This is a genomic window from Streptomyces venezuelae (assembly GCF_008642275.1).
GTDB lineage: Bacteria > Actinomycetota > Actinomycetes > Streptomycetales > Streptomycetaceae > Streptomyces > Streptomyces venezuelae_E.
Genome location: NZ_CP029189.1, coordinates 427,041 through 452,782, shown reverse-complemented (window position 1 = coordinate 452,782; position 25,742 = coordinate 427,041). Strand labels below are relative to the sequence as shown.

The following is a 25,742-nucleotide window of genomic DNA, read 5'->3' as shown; positions in this document are numbered from 1 at the left end:
TGCAGCCATGCGGTCTTACGGCAGTGCGGTCCTGCAGCCTCGCGGCGCGCGTCCCGTCACCCGCCGACCCGGGCGACGAGCATGCAGGCGTCGTCCTCGCGCTCGCTCTCGCCGAACTCCTCGATCACGATCCGCAGGCACTCCTGCGCCGACCGCGCCGCGGAGAACCGCGGCGCCAGCGCCAGCAGCCGCTCGGTCCCGTCCGCCCGGCTGAACTCGATGCTGCGCGGCGTGAGTCCGTCCGTGTGCAGGACCAGCAGGTCGCCCACTTCGAGGCGTTCCTCGGCCTGCCCGTACGACGCTCCGGAGGTCGCGCCCAGCAGGACGCCCTCCGGCGGCATCAGGGAGCGACCCGACCCGCGCCGGAACAGCAGGGGCGCCGGGTGGCCCGCCTGTGCCCAGGAGAGGACCCGGCGCGCGGGGTCGTAACGGCAGCACACGGCGGAGCCGAGCGCAGGCTGTACGGAGGTTTCCAGCAGCTGGTTGAGCCAGCCCATCAGCGGGCCGGGCTCGATGCCCGCCATGGCCATGCCCCGCAGGGCTCCCAGCATCATCGCCATCCCGGAGGTGGCGGTCACCCCGTGTCCGGTCAGGTCACCGACCGTCAGCATGGAGCCGCCGTCGGGAAGTTCGAGTGCGTCGTACCAGTCGCCGCCGATCAGCGCGCTGGTCGCGGAGGGCAGGTAGTGCGCGGCCACGTCCAGGGTGCCCGCGCTGCCGTACGGGAACCGCAGGGAGCCGCGCCACGGGGGGAGCACGGCTTCCTGCAGCTCGACCGCCAGCCGGCGCTCGGTCTGCGCGATCTCCCGCTGGCGCTGCAGCGAGTCACGTGACTCGCGCACCGCGCGCTGGCTACGGCGCAGTTCACTCACGTCCCGCAGTACGGCCCACATCGAGGCCGTACAGCCGTCGGAGTCGAGTACCGGCTCGCCCCTCATGTGCAACGTCCGGACCCGGCCGTCGGCCCGGACGATGCGGAACTCGCCGTCGATCGGTTTGCCGTCCACCAGGCATGCGGTGAGCCATGCGGTGAGCAGCGGCTGGTCCTCGGAGAAGAGGGTCGAGCCCAGTTCGTCGAGGGGGAGCGCGCCGGACTCGGGCGGGCGGCCGAAGATCTGGAACAGCTCGTCGGACCAACTCACCTCGTCGGTCAGCAGGTTCCACTCGGCGCTGCCGACGCGGGTCTGGGTCTCGGGCCCGGCCTCGGGCGCCGGCTGCGGCTCCCCGAGGGGCTCGGGAACCGGCGGCAGGCCCTCCTTGAGCTGGTCGAGGTGCTCGCGGAGGTCGTCGAGGTGGTGGACGGCGAGATCGCACAGAGCGCGCTGCCAACGCCCCTGGGCGTCGTCGTCGTCGACCACGGTGTCGCGGCGGACCGCGTCCACTTCCCCCCGCAGCCGCCGGGTCTGGGAGATCAGCGCGTCCACCGATCCCGGCTCGGGCGGCTGCGCGGGACGGTCCGCGAACAGGTGGGACGGCATGAGAACTCCGATACAGGCGCGGCACGGCCAAGTCTGAAGGAAGGACCGGTAACGACTGTTGCACAGGGCGCGACGGTGTGTAAGGCGTTTGGCAACATCCGCTACGTTCTTGCTTCTGGTATATGCCGTAGGCCTGGCGCCCCGGCCGTGGCGTGCGAACGAATCCGGTCAGGCCAACTCCGGGGCCAGGCGCCGGCCATGGCCGGTGGGGGGCGTACGGCCGCGGACGCAGCGGCCGGAATCAGGCCATCCGGCGGCCGTCGATCGATCGTACGGTCGAGATGTGCGAGCCCGGACGGCCGCGGGAATTGCGTAAGGAACGGATCAAGACGGGCCGTCGAGATACCCCCGAACGAGTGATGTCGCCGTAGGTGACGCGGCGTGATCGGGGCTTCCCAACGCGCTGCCGGGTCGCTACCCTACGTGCCGGTAATAAACCGGGGGAGGTCTGCTCGGGCGGGCCCGCGCAGCGTGGGGACACACAACGAGATGACCGGGCAGCACCACGCCGCAGGACAGAGCCGCCGTTCCTTCCTCACCTGTCTGGTGGCCGCGCCGACCCTGGCCCTGGTCACCCGGGCCGGCGCCGACGCGCTGGCCCCGCAGACCGCACACGCCGTGGTGCCCTCCCTGCCGGCCATCGCCGACGTGATCGACCTCGGTGACCTGTTCATCCTGGCCGGCGCCCCCACCTCGGCCCTGCTGGCCCTCGCCGTCGAGCCGGACGGCACCATCCGCTTCCGGCTGCCCCGGGAGGAGGTGGGCCAGGGCCTCACCACGGCGGTGGCGATGCTGGTCGCGGAGGAACTCGACGCCCCGCTGGCCGACGTACGCGTGGAACTGGACGACGCCCGGCCCGAGCTGCTCTTCAACCAGCTCACCGGATCCTCCAACTCCATCCGCTCCCTCTACGGGCCGGTCCGCCAGTGCGCCGCCACCGCCCGGGCCCGCCTCGTCGCGGCCGCCGCCCACCGCTGGGGCCTGACCCCGGCCGCACTGACCACCTCCGACGGCACCGTCCGTGCCCCCGACGGCCGCACCGCCGACTACGGCGACCTGGCCGCGGCCGCCGCCGACCCCGGCCTGACCGTCCTCGGCGCCACCCCCAAGAAGCGGGCCGGGCACTCCCTCGTGGGCCGGCCGACCGGCCGCGTCGACGCCCGCGCCATGGTCACCGGCGCCCTGCAGTACACGCTCGACCTCGACGTGCCCGGCGCCAAGCCCTGCGTCGTGCGCCGCCCGCCCACCCTGGGCGGCACGGTCCGCGGCGTCACCAACCTCGCCGCCGTCCGGGCCATGCCCGGTGTGCTGCACGTGGTGACCGTTCCGACCGGGGTCGCGGTCGTCGCCGAGACCTTCGGGCAGGCCATCGACGCCAAGGCGGCCCTCCAGGTCACGTGGGGCCCCGGCCCCGCCGACCAGCTGTCCGACGACGTGATCCGCGCCAAGCTGCGGGCCGCCACCCCGCCGCTGCTGGTCCCGCCCCTGCTGACCCCGTACGTCGACGCCGAGTTCGACTTCGCCTTCGTCAGCCACGCCCCGATGGAGACCAACTCCGCCATCGCAGACGTGCGCGAGGACCGGGCCGAGATCTGGTCCGGCCTCAAGTCCCCGATCGTGGCGCGCGAGACCATCGCCGCCGACCTCGGCCTGCCGCTGTCCAAGGTCCAGGTGCACGTGGTCCAGGCCGGCGGATCCTTCGGCCGGCGGCTCTTCTTCGACGCGGCCCTGGAGGCCGCCCGCGTCTCCAAAGCCTGCCGCCGCCCGGTCCGGCTGATGTGGACCCGCGTGGACGACACCCGGCACGGCCGGATGCGCCCCGCCACCCATCACAAGATCCGTGCCACCCACCTGCTGGGCGAGGTCCTCAGCTTCGAGCACCGCGTCGCCGCCGCGGAGACCGACTTCCGGCACGGCCTGGGCGAGATCGTCACCGCCACCGCGGCCAGTCTGCCGCTGGGCATCGGCAACGCCACCCTCGCCCAGACCCTCTTCCTGACCACGGTGAAGTCCCCGTACCACTTCGGACTCACCACCCAGGCCCTCACCGAGGTACCCACCGGCATCCCCACCTCCTCCTGGCGCTCGGTCTACTCCGCCAACACGCGCGGGGCCGAGGAGATCGTGGTCGACGAACTCGCCGCCCGGACGGGCCGGGACCCGTACCGCTTCCGGCGCACCTTCCTGAAGGCCGACGCGCAGCGCGCCGTACTCGACAAGGTGGCCCAGGAGGGCGGCTGGGGACGGCCCATGGAGGCCGGCTGCGCCCAGGGCATCGCCTTCCACGAGGAGTACAAGTCCCGCACCGCGTGCCTCGTCGAGATCGACACGCGGGACCCCGCCCATGTGCGCGTCACCAAGGCCGTCATCGCCGTGGACGTGGGTCTGCCCGTCAACCCCCGCGGACTGGAGGCCCAGATGATCGGCGGCCTCACCGACGCGATCTCCACCACCCTGCGCGCCGGACTCCACATCGACAAGGGGCTTCCGCTGGAGGGCAGTTACAGCCAGTTCCACTGGGCCCGGCAGCGCGACACCCCGCGCGACGTACGGGTCTTCGTGCTGCCGGCCACCGGCGAGGAGCCGGGCGGCGCGGGCGAGCTCGGCGTGCCCGCCGCCGTGGGAGCGATCGCCAACGCCTGGGCCAGGGCCACCGGTTCCAAGCCGCGCAGCTTCCCCCTCGACTTCGACGTCGACTTCACCCCCTACCCCCGCTAGGCCGTAGCACCGGTCCCGGATCCAGGAGAAACCCGTGCCCTCGCACACCTTCACCGTCAACGGGCGGAGCGTCACCGTGGACGCGCCCGACGACATGCCCCTGCTGTGGGTGCTCCGCGACATGCTGGGCGTCCGCGGCCCCAAGTACGGCTGCGGGGTGGACGTCTGCAAGGCCTGCACCAGCCACCTGGACGGCGCCGACATCCGCCCGTGCGTGGTGCCGGTGTCGGCGTGCGCCGGGCGGACGGTGACCACCATCGAGGGCCTGGCCGATGGGGACGACCTGCACCCCGTGCAGGAGGCCTGGCTCGAACAGGACGTCTCCCAGTGCGGCTTCTGCCAGCCCGGCCAGATCATGGCCGCCGTCGCCCTGCTGAAGCGTACGAGCGAGCCCACGGACGAGGACATCGACGCCATCGCCAACATCTGCCGCTGCGGCACCTACTTCCGCATCCGGGAGGCCATCCGCAGCGCCGCGCGCAAGATGTGAACGGCGACGGGATCCACCGACCCCACCCGGCCCGGCCCGGTGCGCCCGTACGCCGCCGGCCGCGTCAGAGGGGTCCCGGCCACCCGTACGGCCCCGGAGCGGCTGCCGCGGTTCGGAAACCTCATCCGGTGACACAAGCCGCAAAAGGGGTAATGCCCTGACCACATGCATGATCATGCCCGAATGAGGCGTATCAATGTGAAACGGGTGCTGGTCGGCGAACCCCTCGACACCGCCCGCCTGGGCGAGACCCTGCTGCCCAAGAGACTCGCCCTGCCGATCTTCTGCAGCGACCCGCTCTCCTCCGTGGCCTACGCCACCGAGGAGATCCTGCTGATCCTCGCCCTCGGCGGCGTCGCACTGCTGCACCTCACCTGGTACGCGGCCGCCGCCATCGTCTTCCTGCTGATCGTCGTCGTCGCCTCGTACCGGCAGACCTGCCACGCCTACCCGGGCGGGGGCGGCGCCTACGTCGTCAGCTCGGAGAACCTCGGGCAGACCGCCGCGCTCACCGCCGCCAGCGCCCTCCTCGTCGACTACGTGATGACCGTCGCGGTCTCCGTCGTCTCCGGCGTCTCCGCCGTCACCTCGGCCGTTCCCTCGCTCAGCGACCACGAAGTGGCCCTGTCCGTCGCCTTCGTGGTGCTGCTGACCCTCATGAACCTGCGCGGCGTACGGGAGTCGGGCCGCGTCTTCGCCATCCCCACCTACGGCTTCGTCCTCGTCATCTACCTCATGTTCGCCGTCGCCGCCGTACGGCTCGGGACCGGCGACACCATCCGCGCCGAGTCCGCCACCCTCCCCATCACCCCGGTCGACACCTATACCGGACTCGCCCTGGTGTTCCTCACGATGCGCGCCTTCGCCTCCGGATGCACCGCCCTCACCGGCGTCGAGGCCATCAGCAACGGCGTCCCCGCCTTCCGCAAGCCCAAGGCGAAGAACGCCGCGAGCACGCTGGCCGCGATGGGCGTGCTCTCCGTGACGATGTTCGCCGGCATCACCGCCCTGGCCATGTCGTACCAGGTGCACGTCGCGGCCGACCCCACCGAGCTGGGCCTGCCCCCGGGCACCCCGACCTCCACCGCCCTCGCCCAGATCGGCCGCGCCACCTTCGGCAGCTGGCACTTCCTCTTCTACCTGCTCCAGGCCGTCACCGCGGGCGTCCTGATCCTCGCCGCGAACACCGCCTTCAACGGCTTCCCGATGCTCGCCTCGATCCTGGCCAAGGACCGGTACGCGCCCCGCCAGCTCTTCAACCGCGGCGACCGGCTCGTCTACTCCAACGGCGTCGTCCTGCTCGCACTCGCCGCCATCGCCCTGATCGTGGCCTTCGACGCCGAACTGACCCGCCTCATCCAGCTCTACATCATCGGCGTCTTCGTCTCGTTCACCCTCTCCCAGTCGGGCATGGTCCGGCACTGGAAGAAGGTGCTCGCCTCACCCGCCACCCCGCGCGAGGAGCGGATCCACATCCACCGCAGGCGCGCCATCAACGCGGTCGGCGCCGCCCTGACCGGCCTGGTCCTGGTCATCGTGCTCCTCACCAAGTTCACCCACGGCGCCTGGCTGGTGGTCATCGCCATGCCGCTGCTCTTCCTCGGCATGAAGGGCGTCCGCCGCCACTACGACCAGGTCGCCCGGCAGGTCGCCATCGCCCCCGACGCCACCCCGCGCAGGCCCACCCGCCACCACGTCCTGGTCCTCGTCGCAGCCGTACACGCCCCGACGCTCAAGGCCATCGGCTACGCGCAGGGGCTGCGCCCGGACACCCTCACGGCGGTCACCGTCGCGGCGGACGAGACGGAGGCGGCCGGGCTGCGCGAGGCGTGGGCCGCGCACGACACCGGCCTGCCACTGAAGATCCTGCACTCGCCGTACCGGGAAGTGGTGGCCCCCGTCCTGGCCCACGTGGACGAACTGGCCGCCGGCTCCCGGACGGACATGCTGTCGGTGGTGATCCCCGAATACGTGGTGGGCCACTGGTGGGAGCAGCCGCTGCACAACCAGAACGCCCTGCGGCTGAAGGCGCGACTGCTCTTCACGCCGGGCGTCGCGGTGATCGACGTGCCGTACCTCCTGGAGTCCGCGAAGCCCGCGGATCCGGCACGACGGGACGGGTAGGAAGCCCGGCCCCGACGTGCTGCAGCACCGCCGAGTGCGCCAGCGCCAGCTCCACCACGTGCCGGGGATCGGACAGGGAACGGCCGGTGAGCTGCTCCAGCCGCCGAAGCCGGTTGGACACGGTGTTGCGGTGGCAGTACAGCCGCTGCGCGGCGTCCGTGGTCGAGCCCCGGCAGGCCAGCCAGGTGCCCAGGGTGGTCAGGAGCGTCCGCCGGTCCTCGGCCGGCAGCGCGAGCACCGGACCGAGCACCACCTGGCGCAGCCGGCCCGCGAGCTCGGTCTGCGCCGCGACCAGCGCCGCCGGCAGCCGTTCGTCCAGCAGCGCGGTCCGCGGGCCCTCGGACTCGGGGGCCGTGCGCAGCGCGAGGGCGGCCAGCCGGCGGGCCCGGGCCAGCTCGGCCGGAGCCTCGACGACCGGCCCGACCCCGGCACGCACCCCGAGGGGCGCGAGCAGTTCCCGTACGGACTCCAGCGGATGGTGGCCCAGCTCCACCAGGCCGATCTCCCCGTCGGCGCGGATGCGCCACAGCACGCGCGGAGCGGAGGCGGCTCCGGTCCCCCCGGCCGGGAGGACCGGAGGGACCGGCGCGCCCGGCGCGTCGGCGGCGAGCGCGACCACCGTGAAACGGCCCCGCTCCGGCAGACCCAGCTGCGCGGCGGCGGCTTGGGCGGCCGGCTCCGGCACCCCGTCGGCCCCGGCGGCGCCGTCCGGCCCGCCGAGCAGCACGTCGAGCAGGGCCGCCCGGCGCTCCCGGTCCCGCTCGCCGTGCGCGGCCTCCGTCCGGCGGTACGACTCGGTCATGGCGTCGGCCGTCTGGTCCAGTACGTCCCAGAGTGCGGTCGCGCCCGGCAGCAGCCGGGGCAGCGCCGCCCGGTCGTGCGCCGTCACGGCCTCCGTGAGGCTCTGCCAGAGCAGTCGGCCGCCCCGGCGATGGGCCCGCAGCACCGAGGTGAGCGGCACTCCCTGCTCGGCACGGAGCGAGCCGACGGCCCGTGCGTCGGTGAGGTCCAACGGCAGTCCCCGGGAGCTGCGGAGCAGCCCCTCGACGGTCTGGCGGAGGTCGTGGTGGATCCGCTCGCGCAGCTCGGTCCGGCCCAGCAGGGCCGCGTAGGCGGGGTCCTCGGCTGGTATCCGGTCGGCGAGCCGGTCCGCAGCCGCGGCGATCCGGCGGGACAGGTCCTCGCGTATCTCCTCGATGATCCGCTCCATGACGCGCAGCCTGACACGGGGGAGGGGGCGGTGGGGAGGCCCCGGACCGGGCACGTCCGCTACCGTGTGCGAATCACTGCACCTGCAGTGCTCACCCGATGTGCCCCACCCACACCCAGGGACCCGCCCATGCGCCAGAACCCGGAGCGCCGCGCCGCACTGCTCGACGCGGCCATCGAAGTCCTGGCGCGCGAGGGCTCGCGCGGCCTGACCCTGCGCGCGGTGGACGCCGGGGCGGGCGTGCCCACGGGCACCGCCTCGAACTACTTCGCCAACCGGTCCCAGCTGCTCGCGCAGATCCTGCACCGCACCCGGGAGCGGCTCGTCCCGGACCCGGCGGACCTCGCGGGCCCGCTCGACACCGAGGTCCTGCTCACCCGGCTCCTGGACCGGATGCGGCGCGAGCGCAGTGTGCACATCGCCATGCTGGAGCTGCGGCTGGAGGGCACCAGGCGCCCCGAACTCCAGAAGGAGCTCACCTCCTTCCAGGGCCTGGAACTGGAGGCCAACGTCAGGTGGCACCTGGACGCGGGGCTGCCGGGGGACCGGCAGGGCGTGGTCCTGATGTACCTGGCGATGCTCGGTCTGATCGTGGACGACCTGACGGCCCCCGCCATGCTGGAGGCGCACTCGGTGCAGGGGCTCATTCGGACGATGGTCGAGCGCCTCCTCCCGGAGAGGCCCGCGGACTGACTATCGTGCCGGTGAACAAGCACCGGCGGGGTGGGGAAACCGTGGGGAGTGCGGACATGGCGGACATCGCAGAGGACCTGGCGGACGGGATCCGGTGGCTGGCCGACTGGGACCAGTGGTTCGCCGGTCTGACCTTCGCCCGGGGGATAACCCCCGACGAACTCGCCACGCGGCTCGGCGCGCTGCCGGGCGTGCACCCCGGACCGCTGGGCGCGCTCGACGCCTGGAGCATGGTCACCGAGACCGTGGACGGCGACGGCGTGGCCCGGGTCGGCCGGTGGGGCGGCTGGTCCTTCGCCGTCGAACACGGACTGCCGGCCGGTGCGGAACGCCTCGCCGAGGTGTCCCGGGGCGGTGTGGAGGCCGTCCACCTCGACCCGCAGCCCGACCACCCGCCCAAGCAGTTCGCGTACGCCCGGGACGGCGAGCTGGTCTGCTGCTTCGGCCTCGGCGAGGAATGCTGGCGCGGCGGCCACCGGCCGGACTTCCTGCTCCCGGAACTGACCGCGGCCGGGATCCTCACCCCGGACGGCGCGTGCGCCCGCCCGGCCGGCGAACCGGACGCGGACCGCGACCGTCACACCCTCGCCGTCGTGGAACGCCGCTTCGGGCTGTCCCTGCCGCGCCACCTGATCGCGGACACCCCCCTGCCGGCGTACGTGACCTGCACGCGGTAGCGGTCCGTGACAGGGCCGGGATGCGGTGATCTTATGCTCAGGTTTACGCGAGTCCGCTGGTTTTGCGCCCGGTGAGCCACTTTGATGGGTTTGCCAGGCCTCGTACCGGAGCAGGGGGACCACACATGGGCACCGACCACAGCCAGAAGGACAGCACACCCACCCTGATCGGTTCCGTGCAGCGCGCACTGCGCCTCCTGGAAGCGATGTCCGCGGAGGGCGGGGTGACGGCCAAGAGGCTCGCCCGGCTCACCGGGATCCCGCTGCCGACCGTCTATCACCTGCTGCGCACCCTCAGCCACGAGGGCTACGTGCAGCGCGAAGGAGGGTCGTTCCGTCTCGCGGACGATCTTCCGCTCGCTTCGTGATCAGATATCGACGCGTTCCGGCCAAGCTCTCGCACCCTTCCTGGCATGTTCCAGCGGAAAATGCCAGAACGCCCTTTCGTACAGTGGAACTTGAGTAAGTTCCCTCCTGTCGCGCCGTACGACCGTGCACTCAGCACGTCCGGCCGGGAGGGGAGCCCGCGTGCCCGGGATCGACGAATGCCTGCTCGAAGCCATGGCCCTGCCTGGTGCGCGGGGGGCCGCGCTGGTCGACTGGAGCAGCGGACTGGCCCTCGGCACCGCGGGGGAGTCACCCGTGGGCGACCACGAGACCACCGCCGCCGAGACCGCCGAACTGGCCCGGGCGGCAGCCGAGTACGAGTCCTTCGCCCCTGCGGAGGCCGAACCGGAACACGGTGGCGGAGCCGTTCCCTCCGCCGGTCCGTCCGTCGGCTTACCGGCCGGCCCGCCTGTCGAGGATCTGATCGTCACCACCCGCACTGGATACCACGTACTGCGCTTCGTCGAGACGAGCTTCGACAGCAGCGTATTCCTCCACCTGTGGCTCGACCGCGCCGACGGCAACCTCGCCCTCGCGCGCCACAGGCTCCGTGCCCTGGCCGAGGGGCTGGTACTGAGATGACCTCCCCGGCCACCGCCACGGCCCCGAACGCCTTCGCCGCCGTCTCCCCCCTACTCACCCGACTCGCCGCGGAACGCGCCACCGGCGCCCTGCTCCGCGACCGAGGCACCCTCTTCCTGGAGGACGGCCGTATCGTCCACGCGGAGAGCCCGGCCACCCCCGGTCTCGACGTACTGCTCACCACCGGCGGCGGCCTCGCCCCCGAGCGCTGGCGCGAGGCCGTCGACCGGGCCGGTGCCCGCCGCCAGGTCGCCCGCTTCCTCGTGGACAGCGGGGGGCTCGCCGACGGGGAGCTGGAGATATGCCACCTCGCCGCCATATTCGACGCCGCCTTCTTCGCACTCTCCCCCGGCAGCGGGCCCTCCCGCTTCCGTCGCGGGGCCACCCACTGGATCGGCTCCGTCCGTTCCGTTGCCGCCGCCGCCGTCGAACGGGAGACCCGGCGCCGCCGGGACCTGCTCGACGCGGTCTGGCCGTACCCCCTGCTCGACACCTCCCCGGTCGTACCCCGGGCGGCCGCTCCGGGCCAGACGATCACCTCCCGGCAGCGGGCCCTGCTGGGCCGGGCCGACGGCCTGCGCACCCCGGCCGACCTCGCGTGGGTCCTGGGCCGGCCCGCCTTCCACACCCTGCTCGACGTACGGCGCCTCGCGGCGGCCGGACTGGTCGAGACCCCGCACACCCCGGCCCCGCCGCCGGTCGTGGCGCCCCTGCCCGACTGGATGACCGAGGCCCAATCCCCGGACGTGGCGCTGCTCCGCCGGTTACGCGACGCACTGGAGGCAAGTCTGTGAGGCTCCCGCTGCGACCGGCCCTGCGCGCCGACCGCTCCGAGCGTAGGCAGCCCGAAAGGAGTAAGGCCGACATGAGCACGGTGCCCCCCGAGACGGAGGCCGAGATACTCGCCGAGCTCCGCAGGCTGCGGGCCCGGGTACCCCAGCTCACCGGCGCCCTCGCCGCGAGCGCAGACGGTTTCGTGCTCGCGCAGGACAGTGCGGCCGCCGGGGCCGAGTCCGTCGCCGCGCTGACCGCCGCCGCCCTCGGGGTGGCCCAGCGGCTCAGCGACTGCACCGGACAGGGCGCCTTCCGCGAACTGCTCGTGCGCGGTGAGGACGGATACGTCGCCACCTACGCGGCGGGACTGGCGGCGGTCCTCACCCTGACCGCCGAGCCGCGCGTCAACGTCGGACGCCTCCACCTGGAGGCCCGGCGCTCCAGTCTCCGGATCGCGGAACTGATCGACCACACCCTCGGGCGAAGGGGTCCGGGAGCCGCACCCGGGTGATGCGCGTTCCGGCCGGCGGCGGCGCCCGAACCACCCGGCGCGTGCCGCCACGGATGCACCCAGCTACAGCCAGTCACGTTCCCCTCACATCCCAGTCACAGTGAAAAGAGAAAGAGGAACCTCTCATGGTCAATGTGGAGACCGCACTCAAGGAAGCCACCACCACGATCGAGGGCGCGATCGGTGCCGCGCTCGTCGACTACGGCAGCGGGATGGCCCTCGGCACCATCGGAGGCGGCAAGGACCTCGACCTCGCGGTCGCGGCCGCGGGCAACACGGACGTGGTGCGCGCCAAGGTCCGCACGATGGAGATGCTCGGCCTCAAGGACGAGATCGAGGACATCCTGATCACCCTCGGCAGCCAGTACCACCTGATCCGGCTGATGAAGGCCCGCGGCTCCACGGGCTTCTTCCTCTACCTGGCCCTCGACAAGGGGCGGGCCAATCTCGCGATGGCCCGTCATCAACTGAAGAAGATCGAAGCGGACCTGGAGGTCTGACCGGCCCACTGGGCATGGTCGGGCCGCCTCCCACCGCACCGCCGAAGTGGCGGACGGCTGAATTCTTTGCCGTCCGCCCTGGCGGTTGGCTGCGTATGCCCCATATGGGTGGAGTTTATGACTCTGTTACAGAGTAGGATGCTGTGAGCAGCTGATCATCGACAAAGCATAAAACGCTGGAGAAACCGCCACCCATGCCGCCGCGCCTGAGCATCGTCGTCCCCGTCTACAACGTCGAGCTCTACCTCGACGAGTGCCTGGAATCCATCGCATCCCAGACCTTCGAAGACTTCGAGGTCATCCTCGTGGACGACGGGTCCACGGACACGAGCGCCGTCATAGCCAAGGCGTTCGCCGCCAAGGACAAGCGCTTCCGCGTCGTGATGCAAGAGAACGCGGGCCTCGGCGCGGCCCGTAACGTCGGTGCCCGTCACGCCGACAAGGACAGCGAGTACCTGGCCTTCGTCGACAGTGACGACACGATGCCGGACTACGCCTACCAGAGGCTCATCGAAGCGCTCGACGAGACGGGGTCGGACTTCGCGGGCGGCAACGTGAAGCGCTTCCGCTCCGTCGGCATGCAGCAGTCCTGGGGACACCGCGCCGCCTTCGCCCGTACGCAGCTGAAGACCCACATCTCGAAGTTCCCGGCGCTGGTCACCGACCGCACCGCGTGGAACAAGGTCTACCGGCGCAGCTTCTGGGACCGGCACGGCTTCCAGTACCCCGAGGGCATCCTCTACGAGGACGCCCCGGTCAGCATCCCCGCGCACTACTTCGCCTCCAGCGTCGACATCATCAGCGACTGCGTGTACCACTGGCGCGTCCGCGAGACCGGCGAGCGCTCCATCACCCAGCGCTCGACCGACCCGATCTCCCTGATCGACCGCGTGAAGTCCGTACGCCTGGTGCGCGAGTCCCTCAAGGCCAAGCAGGGCGCCAAGTACGCCCGTTACCTGCGGGACTACGACCACAACGTGCTGAGCGAGGAACTCCCGCTCATCTACAAGTACGTGGGCGAGGGCGGCCCCGACTTCCGCGCCGCGTTCGTCAAGGAGGTCGGCGGTCTCGTCCGCGAGATCGGCACCGGCCCCTGGTCCGACCTGACCGTCGCCGACCGGCTCAAGGCGTACCTCGCCGGCGAAGGCCGCGTCGACGACTTCATCGCGCTCCAGCACCACCAGCGCGACTACAGCTACAGCGTCCCGGTCAAGGGCATCGCCCGCCCGCAGGCGGACTACCCCTTCCTGCAGGGCCGTCCGCCGGTCCCGGCCAAGATCCTCACCCTCGGCCCGCGCGAGCGCCGCGTCGTCAGCCGCCTGGAGCAGGCGGTCTGGGCCGACGGCAAGCTGCTGCTGCGCGGTTACGCCCTCCCCGGCCACCTCGGTGCGGAGAGCCGCCTCGGTTCCCGCAAGATGCTGGTCTTCCGCGAGGGGGACAAGCGCCGCCGCTCCGTGGTCAGCACCCGCACCGTCGCCTCTCCGATGGCCACGGTGAAGTCCCCGCACCTCGCGCTGCGGCACGCCGACTGGGCAGGCTTCACGGCCGTGGTCGACCCCTCGATCTTCCAGTCGGGCGGCAAGTGGAACCAGGGCATATGGACCACGTCCATCGCCGTCACGGGAGCAGGCGGGCTGCACCGCGCCCGCCTGCGGGGCGGGGAGAACGACACCGGCCAGAACCCGCCCCCGCACTGGGTGGCCCCCGACGTCCGGATCGTCCCGGTGGTCTCCGGCGCCCTCACCATCCAGGTGGAGATCGCCCGCGCCCGCGCGCTGGACGTCCACACCGCTGGTGACGACGCCGTCGAGATCACCGGCGAACTCACCGCCGAGGCCGTCGGATCCACCGCGCTGCAGGCCGTCCACGTCACCACGGGCACCACCCTGTCCTTCCCGCTGGAGAGCAGGGCGTCCGGCGCCGGCCGGGCCTCCTTCAGCGCCCGCGTACCGCTGGCCGACCTGGCCTCCGTACCGGACGCCGAGTGCGGGCCCGGCGAATGGGCCCCCGAGCCGTGGAGCCTCTCCGTCATCGGCCCCGACGGCACCGAGCACCGCATGGTCCACGACGAACGCGGCGGATTCGACGGCCTGGTCCTGCCCCTGTCCGGTGGGGACGAGGGCCGCTCCCTCTTCGCCAAGCGCGGCAACACCGGTCACCTGACGCTCTCCGTGCAGCCCTCCCCGCCGCTGGTCGACGAGGTCACCGCCGAGGACGGCACCCTCACCCTGCGGGGCCGCTTCCTCGCGCCGACCGACGAGCCGTACGAGTTCGTCCTGCACAACGCACACGGCGTGGAGTTCAGCTACCCCGTCACCCGCGACGGGGACGCCTTCGAAGCCGTCTTCCGGCCCGTGCTCCCCGAGGCGTACGCCGGCCGCACCACCCTCCCCGAGGGCCGCTGGTGGCCGACGCTGCGCCCGGCCGCCCAGGGCGGAACCACCGCCGGACTGCTCGGTGTCGACCGCGGCGCCCCGGTGCAGATGGGTCCCGGCCTGCTCTTCGCCGGGCCGCACCCGCTCACCGTGCAGGGCCGCCGGATGCGGGTCGAGACCCGCTTCCACGACCGCATGGTGCTGGTCGCCGACCCGCTGATCAGCCCGCACGACCGCTCGAACTACGCGCAGCGCGTCGCCCGCTTCGAGACCTACCCGGCGCAGCGCGCCCTGCCGGTCAAGGACATCGTCGTCTACGACACCCACCACGGGCAGGGCTCCGGCGACTCGCCGCGCGCCATCCACGAGGAACTGGTGCGCCGAGGCGAGAAGCTGGAACACATCTGGCTGGTCCGCGACGGTCAGACAGAGGTCCCGGAGACCGCCCGCGCCGTGCAGTACAACAGCGTGGAGTCGTGGGAGGTGCTGGCCCGCGCCCGCTACTTCGTGACCAACGACACCGTGCCGCGGCGCTTCGAGCGCCGCGCCGGCCAGGTCGTCGTACAGACCTGGCACGGCACGCCGATCAAGGAGATCGGCCACGACTTCGTCCACGACTACTACACGAGCCCGGAGATCCTGGAGGGGCTGGAGCACGACAGCGCCCAGTGGACCCTGCTCGCCTCCCCGAGCTCCTACGCCACGCCCATCCTCAAGCGCGCCCTCGGCTACGACGGCGAGGTCATCGAGGCCGGCAGCCCGCGCACGGACGCGCTGGTGCGGCCCGACGCGCAGCGGATCGCAGAGGTCCGCCGCCGGCTCGGCCTGCCCGAGGGCAAGAAGGTCGTCCTCTACATGCCCACGTGGCGCGAGAACAACGAGGGCTTCTCCGGCGGCTACAAGCTCGACCTGCGCATCGACCTGGACCAGGCCCGCCGCGAGCTGGGCGACGACCACGTCCTGCTGGTCCGTAGCCACCACCACGTGACGGAGCAGGTCCGCGACGGCGTCCGCGACGGATTCGTCGTCGACGTGTCCCGCTGGCCCGACGCGACCGACCTGCTGCTGGTCGCCGACGTGCTGATCTCGGACTACTCCTCCGTGCTGTTCGACTTCGCGCACACCGACCGGCCGATCCTGCTCTTCACGTACGACCTGGAGCACTACCGCGGCACGCTGCGCGGCTTCAACTTCGACCTGGAGGCGAAGGCCCCGGGACCGCTGCTCGCGGACTCGGCCAGCCTGATCGAGGCCGTGCGCAACGCGGACGCGGTCGGGGCGGAGTACGCCGGGGCGCGGGCGGCGTTCCGCGCCGAGTTCTGCGACCTGGACGACGGCAGCGCCACCGAGCGCGTCGTCGAGCGCATGCTCGCGAGGGGCGCGGAGCCCGCCAAGTAGGCCGAACGGGCGAATCACCGGCTGAACACGGACCGGCCCCGGACCCACCGATGAATTTCGGGTCCGGGGCCGGTCTGTATGGGAGAGACGGTGACCACCGTCCACGCACCGGCCCGGAGGCAGAGATGAGCGGCAAGGGATTCACCACGTGCCTGTGGTTCGACGGCAACGCGGAAGCGGCCGCCGACTACTACCTGTCCGTCTTCAAGGACGGCAGGCTCGGCCGGATCGGCCGGTACACGGAGGCGGGCCCCGGCCCGGCCGGCTCCGTGATGGTCGTGGAGTTCGAGATCAACGGCCAGCAGTTCATCGGCCTCAACGGCGGCCCGCAGTTCCCCTTCACCGAGGCGATCTCGTTCCAGATCCACTGCGCCGACGAGGCGGAGGCGGACTACTACTGGGACGCGCTGACCGGTGACGGCGGCGAGGAGGGCGTCTGCGGCTGGGTCAAGGACAGGTTCGGCGTGTCCTGGCAGGTCATCCCGCCGGGCGCCATCGACCTGATCGCCGACCCGGACCCCGGGCGGGCCGCCCGGGCGACCGCCGCCATGATGGGGATGAAGAAGCTGGACGTGAGCCAGATGCGCAGGGCGGCGGACACGGGCCAGTAACGGCGACAGGGCTAGGGACAGGGCCGGGCTAGGACGCGGCGAACCGGGCCAGCAGGGCCGGCAGGGCGGTGCCGATCGGCTCACGGACGATCTCGTCGGCCAGCGGGTCGTACGGGGTCTCCTCCGCGTTCACGATGATCAGCCGGGCTCCGGCCTCCGCGGCCATCCCGGCGAGCGAGGCGGCGGGCTGCACCTGCAGGCTCGACCCGACGGCGATGAACACCTGGCAGCCCTTGGCCACGGCCATCGCCTGCCCCAGTACCTCGGGGTCGAGCCGCTGGCCGAACATCACGGTCGCCGACTTGAGGATCCCGCCGCACACCAGGCAGGCGGGATCCGGCTCCCCGGCGGCCACCCGGGCCAGGGCCTCCTCCATGCCCGACCGGGCTCGGCAGGCCGTGCACACCACCGAGCGGGCGCTGCCGTGCAGCTCGAACACCTTGCGGTCGGGCATCCCGGCGAGCTGGTGCAGCCCGTCCACGTTCTGTGTGATCACCCGCACCGGGGTGCCGCCGCTCTCCAGCCGTGCCACGGCCAGGTGCGCGGCGTTCGGGCGTGCTCCGAGCGCGCCGATCTCGGCACGCATCAGCCAGGAGCGGCGCCGGATCTCCGGATCGGCCATGTAATACGAGTACGTCACGAGCTTTTCGGCGTCGGGATCCTGCCGCCACAGGCCCTGGGGCCCCCGGTAGTCCGGAATTCCGGAGTCGGTGGACATTCCGGCTCCGCTGAACAGCGCGACAAGAGGCTTTCCCATGTACCGACCCTACGTACGGCCGAGGGGCGCTCGCGAGCCCATTTCCGCCCACCGCCGGAGGGTCGTTTCTGCGGTGAATCCCGCCCCCCACAGGAGTGAGATCCGGGCCCCGCCCTCCCGATCCACCGGCCCGGGGGGTACAAGACCGGACATGATGCTCAAGCCGTACCGCCTCGGTGCCCTGCTGCTGACCCTGCTCGCGCTGCCGGTCATGCCGTCCGTTCCCGCCTTCGCCGCGTCCGCCGCCCTCGCGGGGAAGGGACACACCGCTGCCCAGATCAGCGACTTCCTCGTCGGTTTCTACGGTGCCCACGGTCCCTCCGCGCAGGACCGGGAGAACCAGGTCTCGCAGGTCCTCAAGGAGAGACAGCAGGTCAATGAGGAGGTCGACGTCCTGCTCTGCGCCCGCGACGAGCCGCAGGACATCGGTGTGGGCCCGGTGACCGTCGCGAAGACCGCCTCGGTGGGCTGGGCCACCGTGACCACCCACTGGGCCTCGGGCGGCACCGACACCTTCACCGCGTACGTACGCCTCGATTCCAATCCCATCCGGCTCGACGACGTGATCTGCGCGGGCTGACGTCCGTACGGTGATCCACGGGGCCGTTCGTAGGGTGGGCACATGGCTACGACAACCGCGACCACCACCGTCCTGTACTGCCGCGACCCGTTGAACGAACGCCGGGCCGACGCCCACTTCGCTGCGGAGGCCCGGCAGTTGCGCGCCGCCGGGGGCACGGCGCTGCTCGTCGACCACGACGCGCTGCTCGCCGGGGACGCCGAGCGTGCCGTCACCCGCGTGCCGGACGGGGCAGGAGCGCTCTGGTACCGGGGCTGGATGATCCCCGCGGGCCGGTACGCCGCACTGGACGCGGCCCTGCGCCGACGCGGTGGCGCGCTCGTCGTGACCCCGGAGGCGTACCGCCGGGCGCACGAACTCCCCGGCTGGTACGAGACCTTCGGGGGCCTGACCCCGGTCAGCGGCTGGTTGCCGGCGGAGCCCGGGGTGGTTCCCGACCCGGAGGGCCTCGCGGCCCTCGCGGCGGGCCTGCCGCCGGGAGCCGGCATCGTCAAGGACTACGTCAAGTCCCGCAAGCACGAGTGGGACGAGGCCTGCTACGTGCCGGACCTCGCCGACCCGGCCGCGCTGCACCGCGTCGTCGCGCGCTTCGTCGAACTGCAGGGCGAGTTCCTGGCGGGCGGGGTGGTGGTGCGGGCCTTCGAGCACTTCGTCACGCCGGAGGCGGCGGCCGCCGAGGTACGGGTGTGGTGGCGGGACGGTGCGCCCCGGCTGCTCACCACCCATCCCGACAGCCCGGTCGCCGTGGTCCCGGAGGCTGCCGTCGAAGCGGCCCTCGCACCGGTCCGGGCCGCCGTGCAGGCGCTGGGCTGCCCCTTCGTGACCACCGATCTCGCGCTGCGCGCGGACGGGGTGTGGCGGGTGGTCGAGGTGGGGGACGGCCAGGTCAGCGACCTCCACCGGGAGGTCGACCGGGCCGCACTGGTAGGCGTCCTGACGGCTGATCAGGCACCCCTGCGCACACCTGGCCCATCTGGTACAACACCGGCATGACGGGATTCCAGATCGCCGGCGCGAGTGCCGGCGACATGCACATGATCCGCGACTGGGCTGACGAGGAGGGCTGGAATCCGGGGGACTCCGACCGCTTCGCCTTCGCGGTCGCCGACCCGGAGGGGTTCCTCGTCGGCCGGCTGGACGGCGAGCCGGTGGCCTGCATCTCCGCGGTGCGGTACGGCGGGGGATTCGGCTTCGTCGGCTTCTACATCGCCCGGCCGGCCGTCCGTGGCCAGGGGTACGGCATCCGGCTCTGGCGCGCGGGGATGGAACGGCTCGACGGGCGGCTCGTGGGCCTGGACGGGGTCGTCGACCAGCAGGACAACTACCGCAAATCCGGGTTCCGTCCGGCCTGGAACAACTTCCGCTACGAGGGCGCCCCGCAGGGGGAGGACGACGGCGCGGCCGAGATCGTGGACGCGGCCACCCTGCCCTTCGGCCGGCTCGCCGCCTACGACCGCCGGTTCTTCCCCGCGCCGCGGGACGCCTTCCTGTCCGCCTGGACCGGCCTGCCCGGCCGCATCGCGCTGGCCGCCGTCCGGGACGGCCGCATCGAGGGCCTCGGGGTGATCCGCCCCGCCAGCGCCGCCCACCGGATCGGCCCGCTCTACGCGGCCACCCCCGCGGTGGCGGCGGCCCTGGTGCAGGGGCTGGCCCGGCACGCCCCCGACGGGCTGGTGTCCGTGGACGTACCCGACGCCAACCCGGCGGCCGCCGCCCTCTTCGAACGCCTCGGCCTGGCCCCGGCCTTCGAGACCGCCCGGATGTACACCGGTCCGGCACCGGACGTCGTCATGACGGAGCTCTTCGGGGTGACCAGTCTCGAACTGGGATGAGGACGCGGCCGGGCCGGGCGGCGGTCGCACGGCGCCGCCCGGCCCACCGCCTCACGGGGGATCAGAAACCGAACAGCGTGCCGGAGGTGTTCCGCAGGCCGCACGGATTGGCGAAGGTGTACGTGTAGCTGAGCCGACGGCCCTGCCACACCCCGACGGCCGCTACGGTCATCGGGTTCCACTCCCGGGTACAGGCGGCGCCGGGTGCCGGTGCGGCGAGCGGGTCGAGCTGCGAGCCGTTCGCGCGTAACTCGGCGCAGGCGCCGGCCGGGTTCGGGTGCGTCCCGCCGGGCGCCGGCGAGCAGACGAGGGTCACCGCGCGCATGACCGCGCCCGTGTCGGCGTCGGGCCCGGCCGTCACGCTGAGCACCAGCGCCGACGGCGCGTACAGGCTCGCCGTGCCGGCCGGTGCGGCTCCGGCCGTACCCGGCCAGGCCAGCGCGGTGAGCGCGGTGAGCGCCATGGCGGCGGAACCGAGCCCGAGACCCTTTGCGATGGACCGCATTGCGAACACTCCCTTGGGTTGCTGTTTCGGATAGCGGACGCAGTCTTGCCGACCCGGGCCGTGAACGCCCGTTCGGACCTCCGTTTTCCGTCACCGATCGTGTGCGGATGACTGCAGTCCGCAGCCGTGCGGGCGGGCTGACCAGTGCCGGAGCGGGCCGCCGAATCGGCCGAACACCGACCGGGAAACCTCCCCGAAACCTGCGGCCCACACCTGTGATCTGCCGGGACGGGTTCTGGACCCCCTCCGGGGCAGGGCCGGCGCCACCCCCGGGACACGGCCCGGGCCCGCTGTGCCGCGCCGTCCGCGACGGTTGGCCGGGGGCATGGAAAACGACGCGATCCAACTCAAGGCCCGACGGCGGGCGCCTGCGCGGCCGGGGCGGTGGTGTCCGCGGTCGTCCCTGCCGCGCTCGGCCTGCGGCGCGGGGCGGTCGCGACGGCGGGGGTGCGTGACTGAGCACCACCCGGGCGGTCTGCCCGGGCAGCGGGGCCCGACAGGCCGCTCAGGCGGTGCTGCTGAGGCGGGGTGCGTACAGCTCCAGCAGGCGGGTACGGGTCTGCTGGAGCCGCATCGCGAGCACGCGCCCGACCCAGTGCCCGATCGCGGAGCCGAAGGTGGGGTCTGCGTCCATCAGCATCCTGACGGTCGCGGCGTCGAACTCGTACGCCCGCACCGGGGTCATCGCCTCCGCGCCGAGCTGCCACACGTACGGCGGGAACAGCCAGGACCAGCCCACCAGCTCACCGGGGCCGAGGCTCTCCACCGGCGCGGGCCGACGGCCGGCGACGGGGATTTCCAGGGTCACGGTGCCGGAACGCACGATCCAGAAGGAATCCGCCCTGGTGCCCTCGTCGAAGATGCGCGCGTTCTCCGGGAAATTCACCTCACGGGCCTGGGACATCAGCCGTCCACGGTGCTCGGTGGACAGGACGGCGGCGATCCGGATGGGGGAAGGTGTGCTCACGACGGCCTCCGATCACGACCCCCCACGACGCTCCTGCTCTCCCAGTGTCGCCGAAGCCCGCCGAATCGCTGCCGGACCGGGCACGGTTTCTTGCCCACCGGGCCCGGGAACGGGGCTCCGGAAGCCTTCTGTGCCCAGGGTTCAGGGGGTGTCCTCCGCGTTCGCCTCCAGACAGGCCAGCTCCATCGAGTCGAGGACGGCCTCGTGGCTGCGCCCGCTCAGCTCGGCGACGTTCTCGATCTGGGCCGTCGCCCAGGCCGCCAGGGTCATCACCAGCACCCTGAGCCCGTCCGTGCCGTGCTCCGCCAGGACCGCGTCGGCGACGACCATCGCCTCCTCGGGCACCTGCTCGGGCGGTTCCAGCCCCGCCAGACCGCGCAGCAGGGTGAGGGTCCGGCGGGAGATCTCCGGCGTCATTCCCGCCAGCCGCATGTCCTCGTCGTCGTCCATCCGCCCCGCCCTCCGGTGCCGTGCCACATCACCTCAGGGCACGGTAGAGGGGCGCGGCGCCGCGCGGGGCCGTTTTGCCAGGGTGACGGTGCGTGACCGGGCCCCGACCGGCCGGATCCGGGCGGTCAGCCGTCCCCGGCCGCTGGTGGGCCGGCCCGGCGGAAAGCGTCCCGCAATCGCCTTCCCCCGGAAGCGACCGGCCGGTAACCTGCCCGCGGCAGCCGCCCGCCGGGACGGCCGACATCCGGCAGGAGCACCATGACGAGCCTCTTACGCGCGGTCCTCGCCGCCCTCCTGCTGGTGGCCGGCGCCCTCGCGGCGCCGTCCGCACAGCCCGCGCACGCCGCCGCGCCGTCCGCGGCCGCCACGGGCACCGCCGACACCTGGACCCCGCCGCTGTCCACCCGCGGCCGGTACATCGTCGACGCGCAGGGCAACCGGTTCCGCCTGCGCTCCGGGAACTGGGACGGGGCCCAGGGCTCCTGGAACGGCTCGGGCGACCGCGACGATCCGGCCACGCACCACAGCGGGCAGAACGCCCACGGCATCCCGGTCGGCCTGGACCGGGCAGCCCTGCCGGCCCTGATCGCCGACTTCCGGGCCGCGGGACTCAACAGCATCCGGCTGCCCTTCTCCAACGAGATGCTGCGCGACACCACCCCCGTCCCGGACTCCGCCGTCGCCGCCAACCCGGCCCTGCGCGGCCGCACGCCCCTCCAGGTCTACGACGCGGTGGTAGCCGCCCTCACCGGCGAGGGCTTCGCCGTCATCCTCAACAACCACACCGTCACCACCCGCTGGTGCTGCGGCCTCGACGGCAACGAACGCTGGAACAGCGGCCGCTCCACGGCCCAGTGGGCCGACGACTGGGTCTTCCTCGCCCGCCGCTACCGCGACAACCCCCGCGTGGTCGGCGCCGACCTCTACAACGAGGTCCGCCGGGACTTCTGGGACGACCCCAACTGGGGCCTCGGCGACAACCACGACTGGCACGCCGCGGCCCAGGAGGCCGCCGACCGCATCCTCACCGAGGCCAACCCGGACCTGCTGATCGTCGTCGAGGGCATCAACTGGTTCGGGCTGCCCGTCGACGGCTTCCCGCACGGCCGCCCCACCCTGACCCCCGTACGCACCCTCTCCCACACCCTGGTCACCTCGAACAAGCTGGTCTACAGCGCCCACTTCTACGGCTACACCGGCCCCCGGCACAGCGGCGCCACCGGCATGGGCGAGACGCACGACCTCCGCTACCAGGACATGACCGCGGCGGAGCTCGAACAGACCCTCTACGACCAGGCCTTCTTCGTGTCCGCCGAGACCGGTACGCACTTCACCGCCCCCGTGTGGATCAGCGAGTTCGGCATCGGCGCCGACGAGAGCGGCGCCGCCCCGCGTGCCTGGTTCGACCGGCTCACCGGGTATCTGACGCGCTCCGACGCCGACTTCGCGTACTGGCCCCTCGTCGGCTGGAGCACCACCGCCCAGGGCACCCCGGGCGGCGACACCTGGGCGCTCCTGCGCTACGACACGGCCGGCCGTCGCTCGGGCGTCCTGGACCAGGGGGACTGGCGCACCGCCCGCTGGTCACCGCTCACCACCACCCCCGGCCGCACCGGACCGGTCCCCGCCACCACCGCCTGGTACCAGCTGACCACGGACCACCGGGACCACAACGCCTCGCTGCGCACCCGGGCCGCCGGGGACTGGGACAGCGGGGCCCGCAAGGCGGTCTGCCCCGACGGCGCCCGCCTCACCGGGCTCGCCCACACCGGCGGCCGGGGCCTGTGCACCACCTCCGATCTGCGCGCCCCGACGGGCGGGCACACCGTGGTCCGCGACGAGACGCACGTCCCGACGGGCGGCGACTGGGCCACCGGGTACACCAAGTTCCAGTGTCCGGCGGGCCAGTTCCTGACCGGATACAGCCTGCGCGGCGAGCGGGTCTCGGCCGCGCTCTGCGCCCCGGCCCGTACCGCGCTTCCCGCGGGGGGCCGGACGGTGTGGTTCGACCGGGGCGACAACCGCCCGGCGGGCGGCCCCGGCGGCGACTTCGCCTCCGGGCACTACAAGGGCCAGTGCCTGCCCACCGAGTACGCGGCGGGCATCGCCTTCACCACCCGCGCCGCCACCCGCCCCTCCCCGGCCGCACTCCTGTGCCGTCCCCTGCCCGCCGCGTGATCAGTTGCCGCGAGGTGTCATCGCTCGTCCGTGTCCAGCCACTCCGTGAGGGTGTCGCGCAGGCGCTCGACCTGGGCCCGGTCGATGATGACGGTCGCGTGGCCGGGCAGGCCGCCCGGGAAGGTCCCGGCGGACTGGGCGACGGCCACGCGCAGGTACTCCACGGGCAGGCCCTCCACCGGCGGGGCCTCCGCCGGTACCCGGGCGTCAGGAGCCGTGTCCAGGTCGCGAACCCGGGGATGACAGTGGTTCGGTATCGCGGCGACCTCCAGCAGGCCGGCGCGCGGGTCGCTGTCCGCAGGGTTCACGTGCGATCCCCGGTAGACCAGCGGTGCGGCCGCGTCGCCGTCCTCGGCGAGCAACAGCCACGTGGCAAAGATCGACATCGCTCTTCCCCCATCGGGTCGCCGTGCGCAACCGACACAGGCTACGCCGGTCCCCTGCCACCGTCCGCCGGGTATCGGGCGGCCTGATCACCGGCCGGACCGGCCTGAATACGGCCCGCCGCGGCGACGGCGGCGAGCGCGGCCAGGATCAGGGCCGCCGCGACGAGGTAGGTGGACCGCATCCCGGTGGCCACGGCTCCGGCCGACGCCGAGGCGTGCGCGAACACGGCGCCCATGAGGGACGCGCCGGTGACGAGGCCGAGGTTGCGGGAGAGGCCGAGCATGCCGGAGACGACGCCCCGGCGGTCCGGGCCGGCGTCCGCCATGACGGCGGTGTTGTTGGCCGTCTGGAACACCGCGTAGCCCGAGGTCACGACCGCGAGCGGAACGACGTACCCGAGGACGCCGAGCGAAGCCGGAGCCACGGACAGGCTGACGGCCCCGGCCGTCATCGCCAGGAGCCCCAGCAGGGCCGTGCGCCGTCCGCCGAACCGGTCCGCGAGACGCCCGGCCGGCACCCCGGTCACCCCGGCCACCAGCGGACCGACCGACAGGACGAGTCCGACCGGGGCCTCGTCGAGCCCGAGGGTCCGGGAGAGGTAGAACGGGCCGACCACCAGCGTCGCCATCATCACCGTCGACACGAGCGCACCCGAGGCGAGGCCCGCACCGATCACCGGATCCCGCAGGAGCGAGCGCTGGACCAGGGGAGAAGCAGTCCGCGCCTCGGCGCGTACGAAGAGGGCGGCCCCGAAGACGGCGCCGAGCAGGAGCGCCGTGTTGAGCGGGCCGAACCGGCCGTCACCGAGGGTCATCGCGAGCGCGTAGGCGGCGAGGGTCAGCGCGAGCAGCAGGGTCCCCAGGTGGTCGAACCGGGCCCGGTCGGCGCTGGGTTCCCGCCGGTCGGCGGGCAGATGCCGGTGGGAGAGCAGGAACGCCGCGATGCCCAGCGGCACGTTGACGAGGAAGAGCGCCCGCCAGCCGAATCCGGCGAGCAGGGCCCCGCCCAGCGACGGACCGAGAGCGGTTCCCACCGCGGACATGGTGCCGAGCAGCCCCATGGCGCTGCCCGTCCGCTCCTTCGGGACCGTCTCACCCACGAACGCCATGGTGAGGGCCGTCAGCACGGCGGCTCCCAGACCCTGGGCCGCCCGGGCGGCGATCAGCAGCCAGAGCGTGGGCGCGGCCGCGCACAGCACCGAGGCCACGGTGAACAAGGAGATGCCCGCCAGGAGCAGCCGCCGGCGGCCGACGAGGTCGCCGAGGCGCCCGGCGCCCACGACCAGGGCGGTGACGGCGAGGAGATAGGCGAGGACGATCCACTGGACCTCCTGGAACGACGCGGAGAACACCTGCGCCAGGGTCGGCAGGCCGGCGTGCGCGATGCCGGTGCCGAGCGAGGACAGCAGTACGGACAGGGAGAGACCGGCGAGCGCCCACCGGACCGGGGGCCGGTGGGCACCGGCGGACGGCGTCCCGCCCTCGCCGCCGGTGCGGTGCTGTCGGTGTCCGGTCGCGGAATCACGGTGTGGGCTCATGCCGGGAGGGTGCGGTCGCCG

Annotated in this window: 24 protein-coding genes; 16 read left to right on the top strand and 8 right to left on the bottom strand. The window is 72.7% G+C overall.

Annotated elements, in window-relative coordinates:
* Positions 1-56 precede the first annotated feature (56 nt).
* Positions 57-1,478, bottom strand: a complete 1,422-nt coding sequence (locus tag DEJ51_RS01990) for a PP2C family protein-serine/threonine phosphatase (RefSeq protein ID WP_150255709.1) — start codon at positions 1,476-1,478, stop codon at positions 57-59.
* 489 nt (positions 1,479-1,967) lie between these two features.
* Here DEJ51_RS01990 and DEJ51_RS01985 point away from each other — a divergent pair, with 489 nt between their 5' ends.
* The 3 genes from DEJ51_RS01985 to DEJ51_RS01975 all read left to right on the top strand — a co-directional run bounded on the left by DEJ51_RS01985 (position 1,968) and on the right by DEJ51_RS01975 (position 6,810).
* Positions 1,968-4,196 carry a xanthine dehydrogenase family protein molybdopterin-binding subunit gene (locus tag DEJ51_RS01985; protein WP_150255707.1) on the top strand — a complete coding sequence of 743 codons (2,229 nt, stop codon included), beginning with the start codon at positions 1,968-1,970 and terminating at the stop codon, positions 4,194-4,196.
* 34 nt (positions 4,197-4,230) lie between these two features.
* Entirely contained in the window at positions 4,231-4,686 is a 456-nt protein-coding gene (locus DEJ51_RS01980) for a (2Fe-2S)-binding protein (protein ID WP_150255705.1), read from the top strand.
* A 183-nt stretch (positions 4,687-4,869) separates the two neighbouring features.
* On the top strand, positions 4,870-6,810 hold the full coding sequence (locus DEJ51_RS01975) for an APC family permease (protein WP_150255704.1): 1,941 nt from the start codon (positions 4,870-4,872) through the stop codon (positions 6,808-6,810).
* Here DEJ51_RS01975 and DEJ51_RS01970 read toward each other — a convergent pair.
* The gene (locus DEJ51_RS01970) at positions 6,728-8,020 is read right to left on the bottom strand and encodes a helix-turn-helix domain-containing protein (protein ID WP_150255702.1); all 1,293 of its coding nucleotides are present in this window, start codon (positions 8,018-8,020) and stop codon (positions 6,728-6,730) included. The two genes, DEJ51_RS01975 and DEJ51_RS01970, sit on opposite strands and share 83 nt — an antisense overlap.
* Positions 8,021-8,149: 129 nt before the next feature.
* On the opposite strand from DEJ51_RS01970, the gene DEJ51_RS01965 reads away from it, so the two are divergent.
* The 9 genes from DEJ51_RS01965 (at position 8,150) to DEJ51_RS01925 (ending at position 16,528) form a co-directional block, all read left to right on the top strand.
* Entirely contained in the window at positions 8,150-8,713 is a 564-nt protein-coding gene (locus DEJ51_RS01965; protein WP_150255700.1) for a TetR/AcrR family transcriptional regulator, read from the top strand.
* Between the two features lie 56 nt (positions 8,714-8,769).
* On the top strand, positions 8,770-9,390 hold the full coding sequence (locus DEJ51_RS01960) for a DUF6461 domain-containing protein (protein ID WP_223835623.1): 621 nt from the start codon (positions 8,770-8,772) through the stop codon (positions 9,388-9,390).
* A 125-nt stretch (positions 9,391-9,515) separates the two neighbouring features.
* Positions 9,516-9,758, top strand: a complete 243-nt coding sequence (locus DEJ51_RS01955; RefSeq protein WP_030723034.1) for a helix-turn-helix domain-containing protein — start codon at positions 9,516-9,518, stop codon at positions 9,756-9,758.
* Between the two features lie 160 nt (positions 9,759-9,918).
* Positions 9,919-10,359 (top strand): hypothetical protein, encoded by a 441-nt coding sequence (locus DEJ51_RS01950; RefSeq protein ID WP_150255699.1) that lies wholly within the window; start codon positions 9,919-9,921, stop codon positions 10,357-10,359.
* Positions 10,356-11,153, top strand: a complete 798-nt coding sequence (locus tag DEJ51_RS01945) for a transcriptional regulator (protein WP_150255697.1) — start codon at positions 10,356-10,358, stop codon at positions 11,151-11,153. Before DEJ51_RS01950 ends, DEJ51_RS01945 begins: the two co-directional genes overlap by 4 nt.
* A 71-nt stretch (positions 11,154-11,224) precedes the next feature.
* On the top strand, positions 11,225-11,644 hold the full coding sequence (locus DEJ51_RS01940) for a roadblock/LC7 domain-containing protein (RefSeq protein WP_150255696.1): 420 nt from the start codon (positions 11,225-11,227) through the stop codon (positions 11,642-11,644).
* 125 nt (positions 11,645-11,769) lie between these two features.
* Positions 11,770-12,144: a hypothetical protein gene (locus DEJ51_RS01935; protein WP_150255694.1), complete on the top strand. Its 375-nt coding sequence runs from the start codon at positions 11,770-11,772 to the stop codon at positions 12,142-12,144.
* Positions 12,145-12,338: 194 nt separating this feature from the next.
* Positions 12,339-15,917: a bifunctional glycosyltransferase family 2 protein/CDP-glycerol:glycerophosphate glycerophosphotransferase gene (locus tag DEJ51_RS01930; RefSeq protein WP_150255692.1), complete on the top strand. Its 3,579-nt coding sequence runs from the start codon at positions 12,339-12,341 to the stop codon at positions 15,915-15,917.
* 125 nt (positions 15,918-16,042) lie between these two features.
* Entirely contained in the window at positions 16,043-16,528 is a 486-nt protein-coding gene (locus DEJ51_RS01925) for a VOC family protein (protein WP_150255690.1), read from the top strand.
* A 28-nt stretch (positions 16,529-16,556) separates the two neighbouring features.
* Here the strand turns inward: DEJ51_RS01925 and DEJ51_RS01920 are convergent, their stop codons facing one another.
* Positions 16,557-17,285 carry an SIR2 family NAD-dependent protein deacylase gene (locus DEJ51_RS01920; protein WP_150255688.1) on the bottom strand — a complete coding sequence of 243 codons (729 nt, stop codon included), beginning with the start codon at positions 17,283-17,285 and terminating at the stop codon, positions 16,557-16,559.
* A gap of 151 nt (positions 17,286-17,436) precedes the next feature.
* Here DEJ51_RS01920 and DEJ51_RS01915 point away from each other — a divergent pair, with 151 nt between their 5' ends.
* From DEJ51_RS01915 to DEJ51_RS01905, 3 genes are read left to right on the top strand one after another with little or no spacing between them, the layout of a single operon-like run.
* The gene (locus DEJ51_RS01915; protein WP_223835622.1) at positions 17,437-17,865 is read left to right on the top strand and encodes a hypothetical protein; all 429 of its coding nucleotides are present in this window, start codon (positions 17,437-17,439) and stop codon (positions 17,863-17,865) included.
* 42 nt (positions 17,866-17,907) lie between these two features.
* Positions 17,908-18,858 (top strand): ATP-grasp domain-containing protein, encoded by a 951-nt coding sequence (locus DEJ51_RS01910; RefSeq protein WP_150255686.1) that lies wholly within the window; start codon positions 17,908-17,910, stop codon positions 18,856-18,858.
* Positions 18,855-19,697 carry a GNAT family N-acetyltransferase gene (locus DEJ51_RS01905; protein ID WP_150255685.1) on the top strand — a complete coding sequence of 281 codons (843 nt, stop codon included), beginning with the start codon at positions 18,855-18,857 and terminating at the stop codon, positions 19,695-19,697. The genes DEJ51_RS01910 and DEJ51_RS01905 overlap by 4 nt, the downstream gene beginning before the upstream one ends.
* Positions 19,698-19,758: 61 nt before the next feature.
* Here the strand turns inward: DEJ51_RS01905 and DEJ51_RS01900 are convergent, their stop codons facing one another.
* The 3 genes from DEJ51_RS01900 to DEJ51_RS01890 form a co-directional block, all read right to left on the bottom strand.
* The gene (locus DEJ51_RS01900; protein ID WP_223835621.1) at positions 19,759-20,202 is read right to left on the bottom strand and encodes a subtilase-type protease inhibitor; all 444 of its coding nucleotides are present in this window, start codon (positions 20,200-20,202) and stop codon (positions 19,759-19,761) included.
* A 505-nt stretch (positions 20,203-20,707) separates the two neighbouring features.
* Entirely contained in the window at positions 20,708-21,169 is a 462-nt protein-coding gene (locus DEJ51_RS01895; RefSeq protein WP_030722979.1) for a Crp/Fnr family transcriptional regulator, read from the bottom strand.
* A gap of 141 nt (positions 21,170-21,310) precedes the next feature.
* On the bottom strand, positions 21,311-21,619 hold the full coding sequence (locus tag DEJ51_RS01890) for a hypothetical protein (RefSeq protein WP_150255683.1): 309 nt from the start codon (positions 21,617-21,619) through the stop codon (positions 21,311-21,313).
* A gap of 258 nt (positions 21,620-21,877) precedes the next feature.
* Between DEJ51_RS01890 and DEJ51_RS01885 the strand changes: the two genes are divergently transcribed.
* The gene (locus tag DEJ51_RS01885; RefSeq protein WP_150255681.1) at positions 21,878-23,797 is read left to right on the top strand and encodes a glycoside hydrolase family 5 protein; all 1,920 of its coding nucleotides are present in this window, start codon (positions 21,878-21,880) and stop codon (positions 23,795-23,797) included.
* A gap of 17 nt (positions 23,798-23,814) precedes the next feature.
* Here the strand turns inward: DEJ51_RS01885 and DEJ51_RS01880 are convergent, their stop codons facing one another.
* Together DEJ51_RS01880 and DEJ51_RS01875 are read right to left on the bottom strand one after the other, a co-directional pair.
* Positions 23,815-24,183 carry a hypothetical protein gene (locus DEJ51_RS01880; RefSeq protein ID WP_150255680.1) on the bottom strand — a complete coding sequence of 123 codons (369 nt, stop codon included), beginning with the start codon at positions 24,181-24,183 and terminating at the stop codon, positions 23,815-23,817.
* A gap of 41 nt (positions 24,184-24,224) precedes the next feature.
* Positions 24,225-25,721 (bottom strand): MFS transporter, encoded by a 1,497-nt coding sequence (locus DEJ51_RS01875; protein WP_150255678.1) that lies wholly within the window; start codon positions 25,719-25,721, stop codon positions 24,225-24,227.
* Positions 25,722-25,742: the final 21 nt, after the last annotated feature.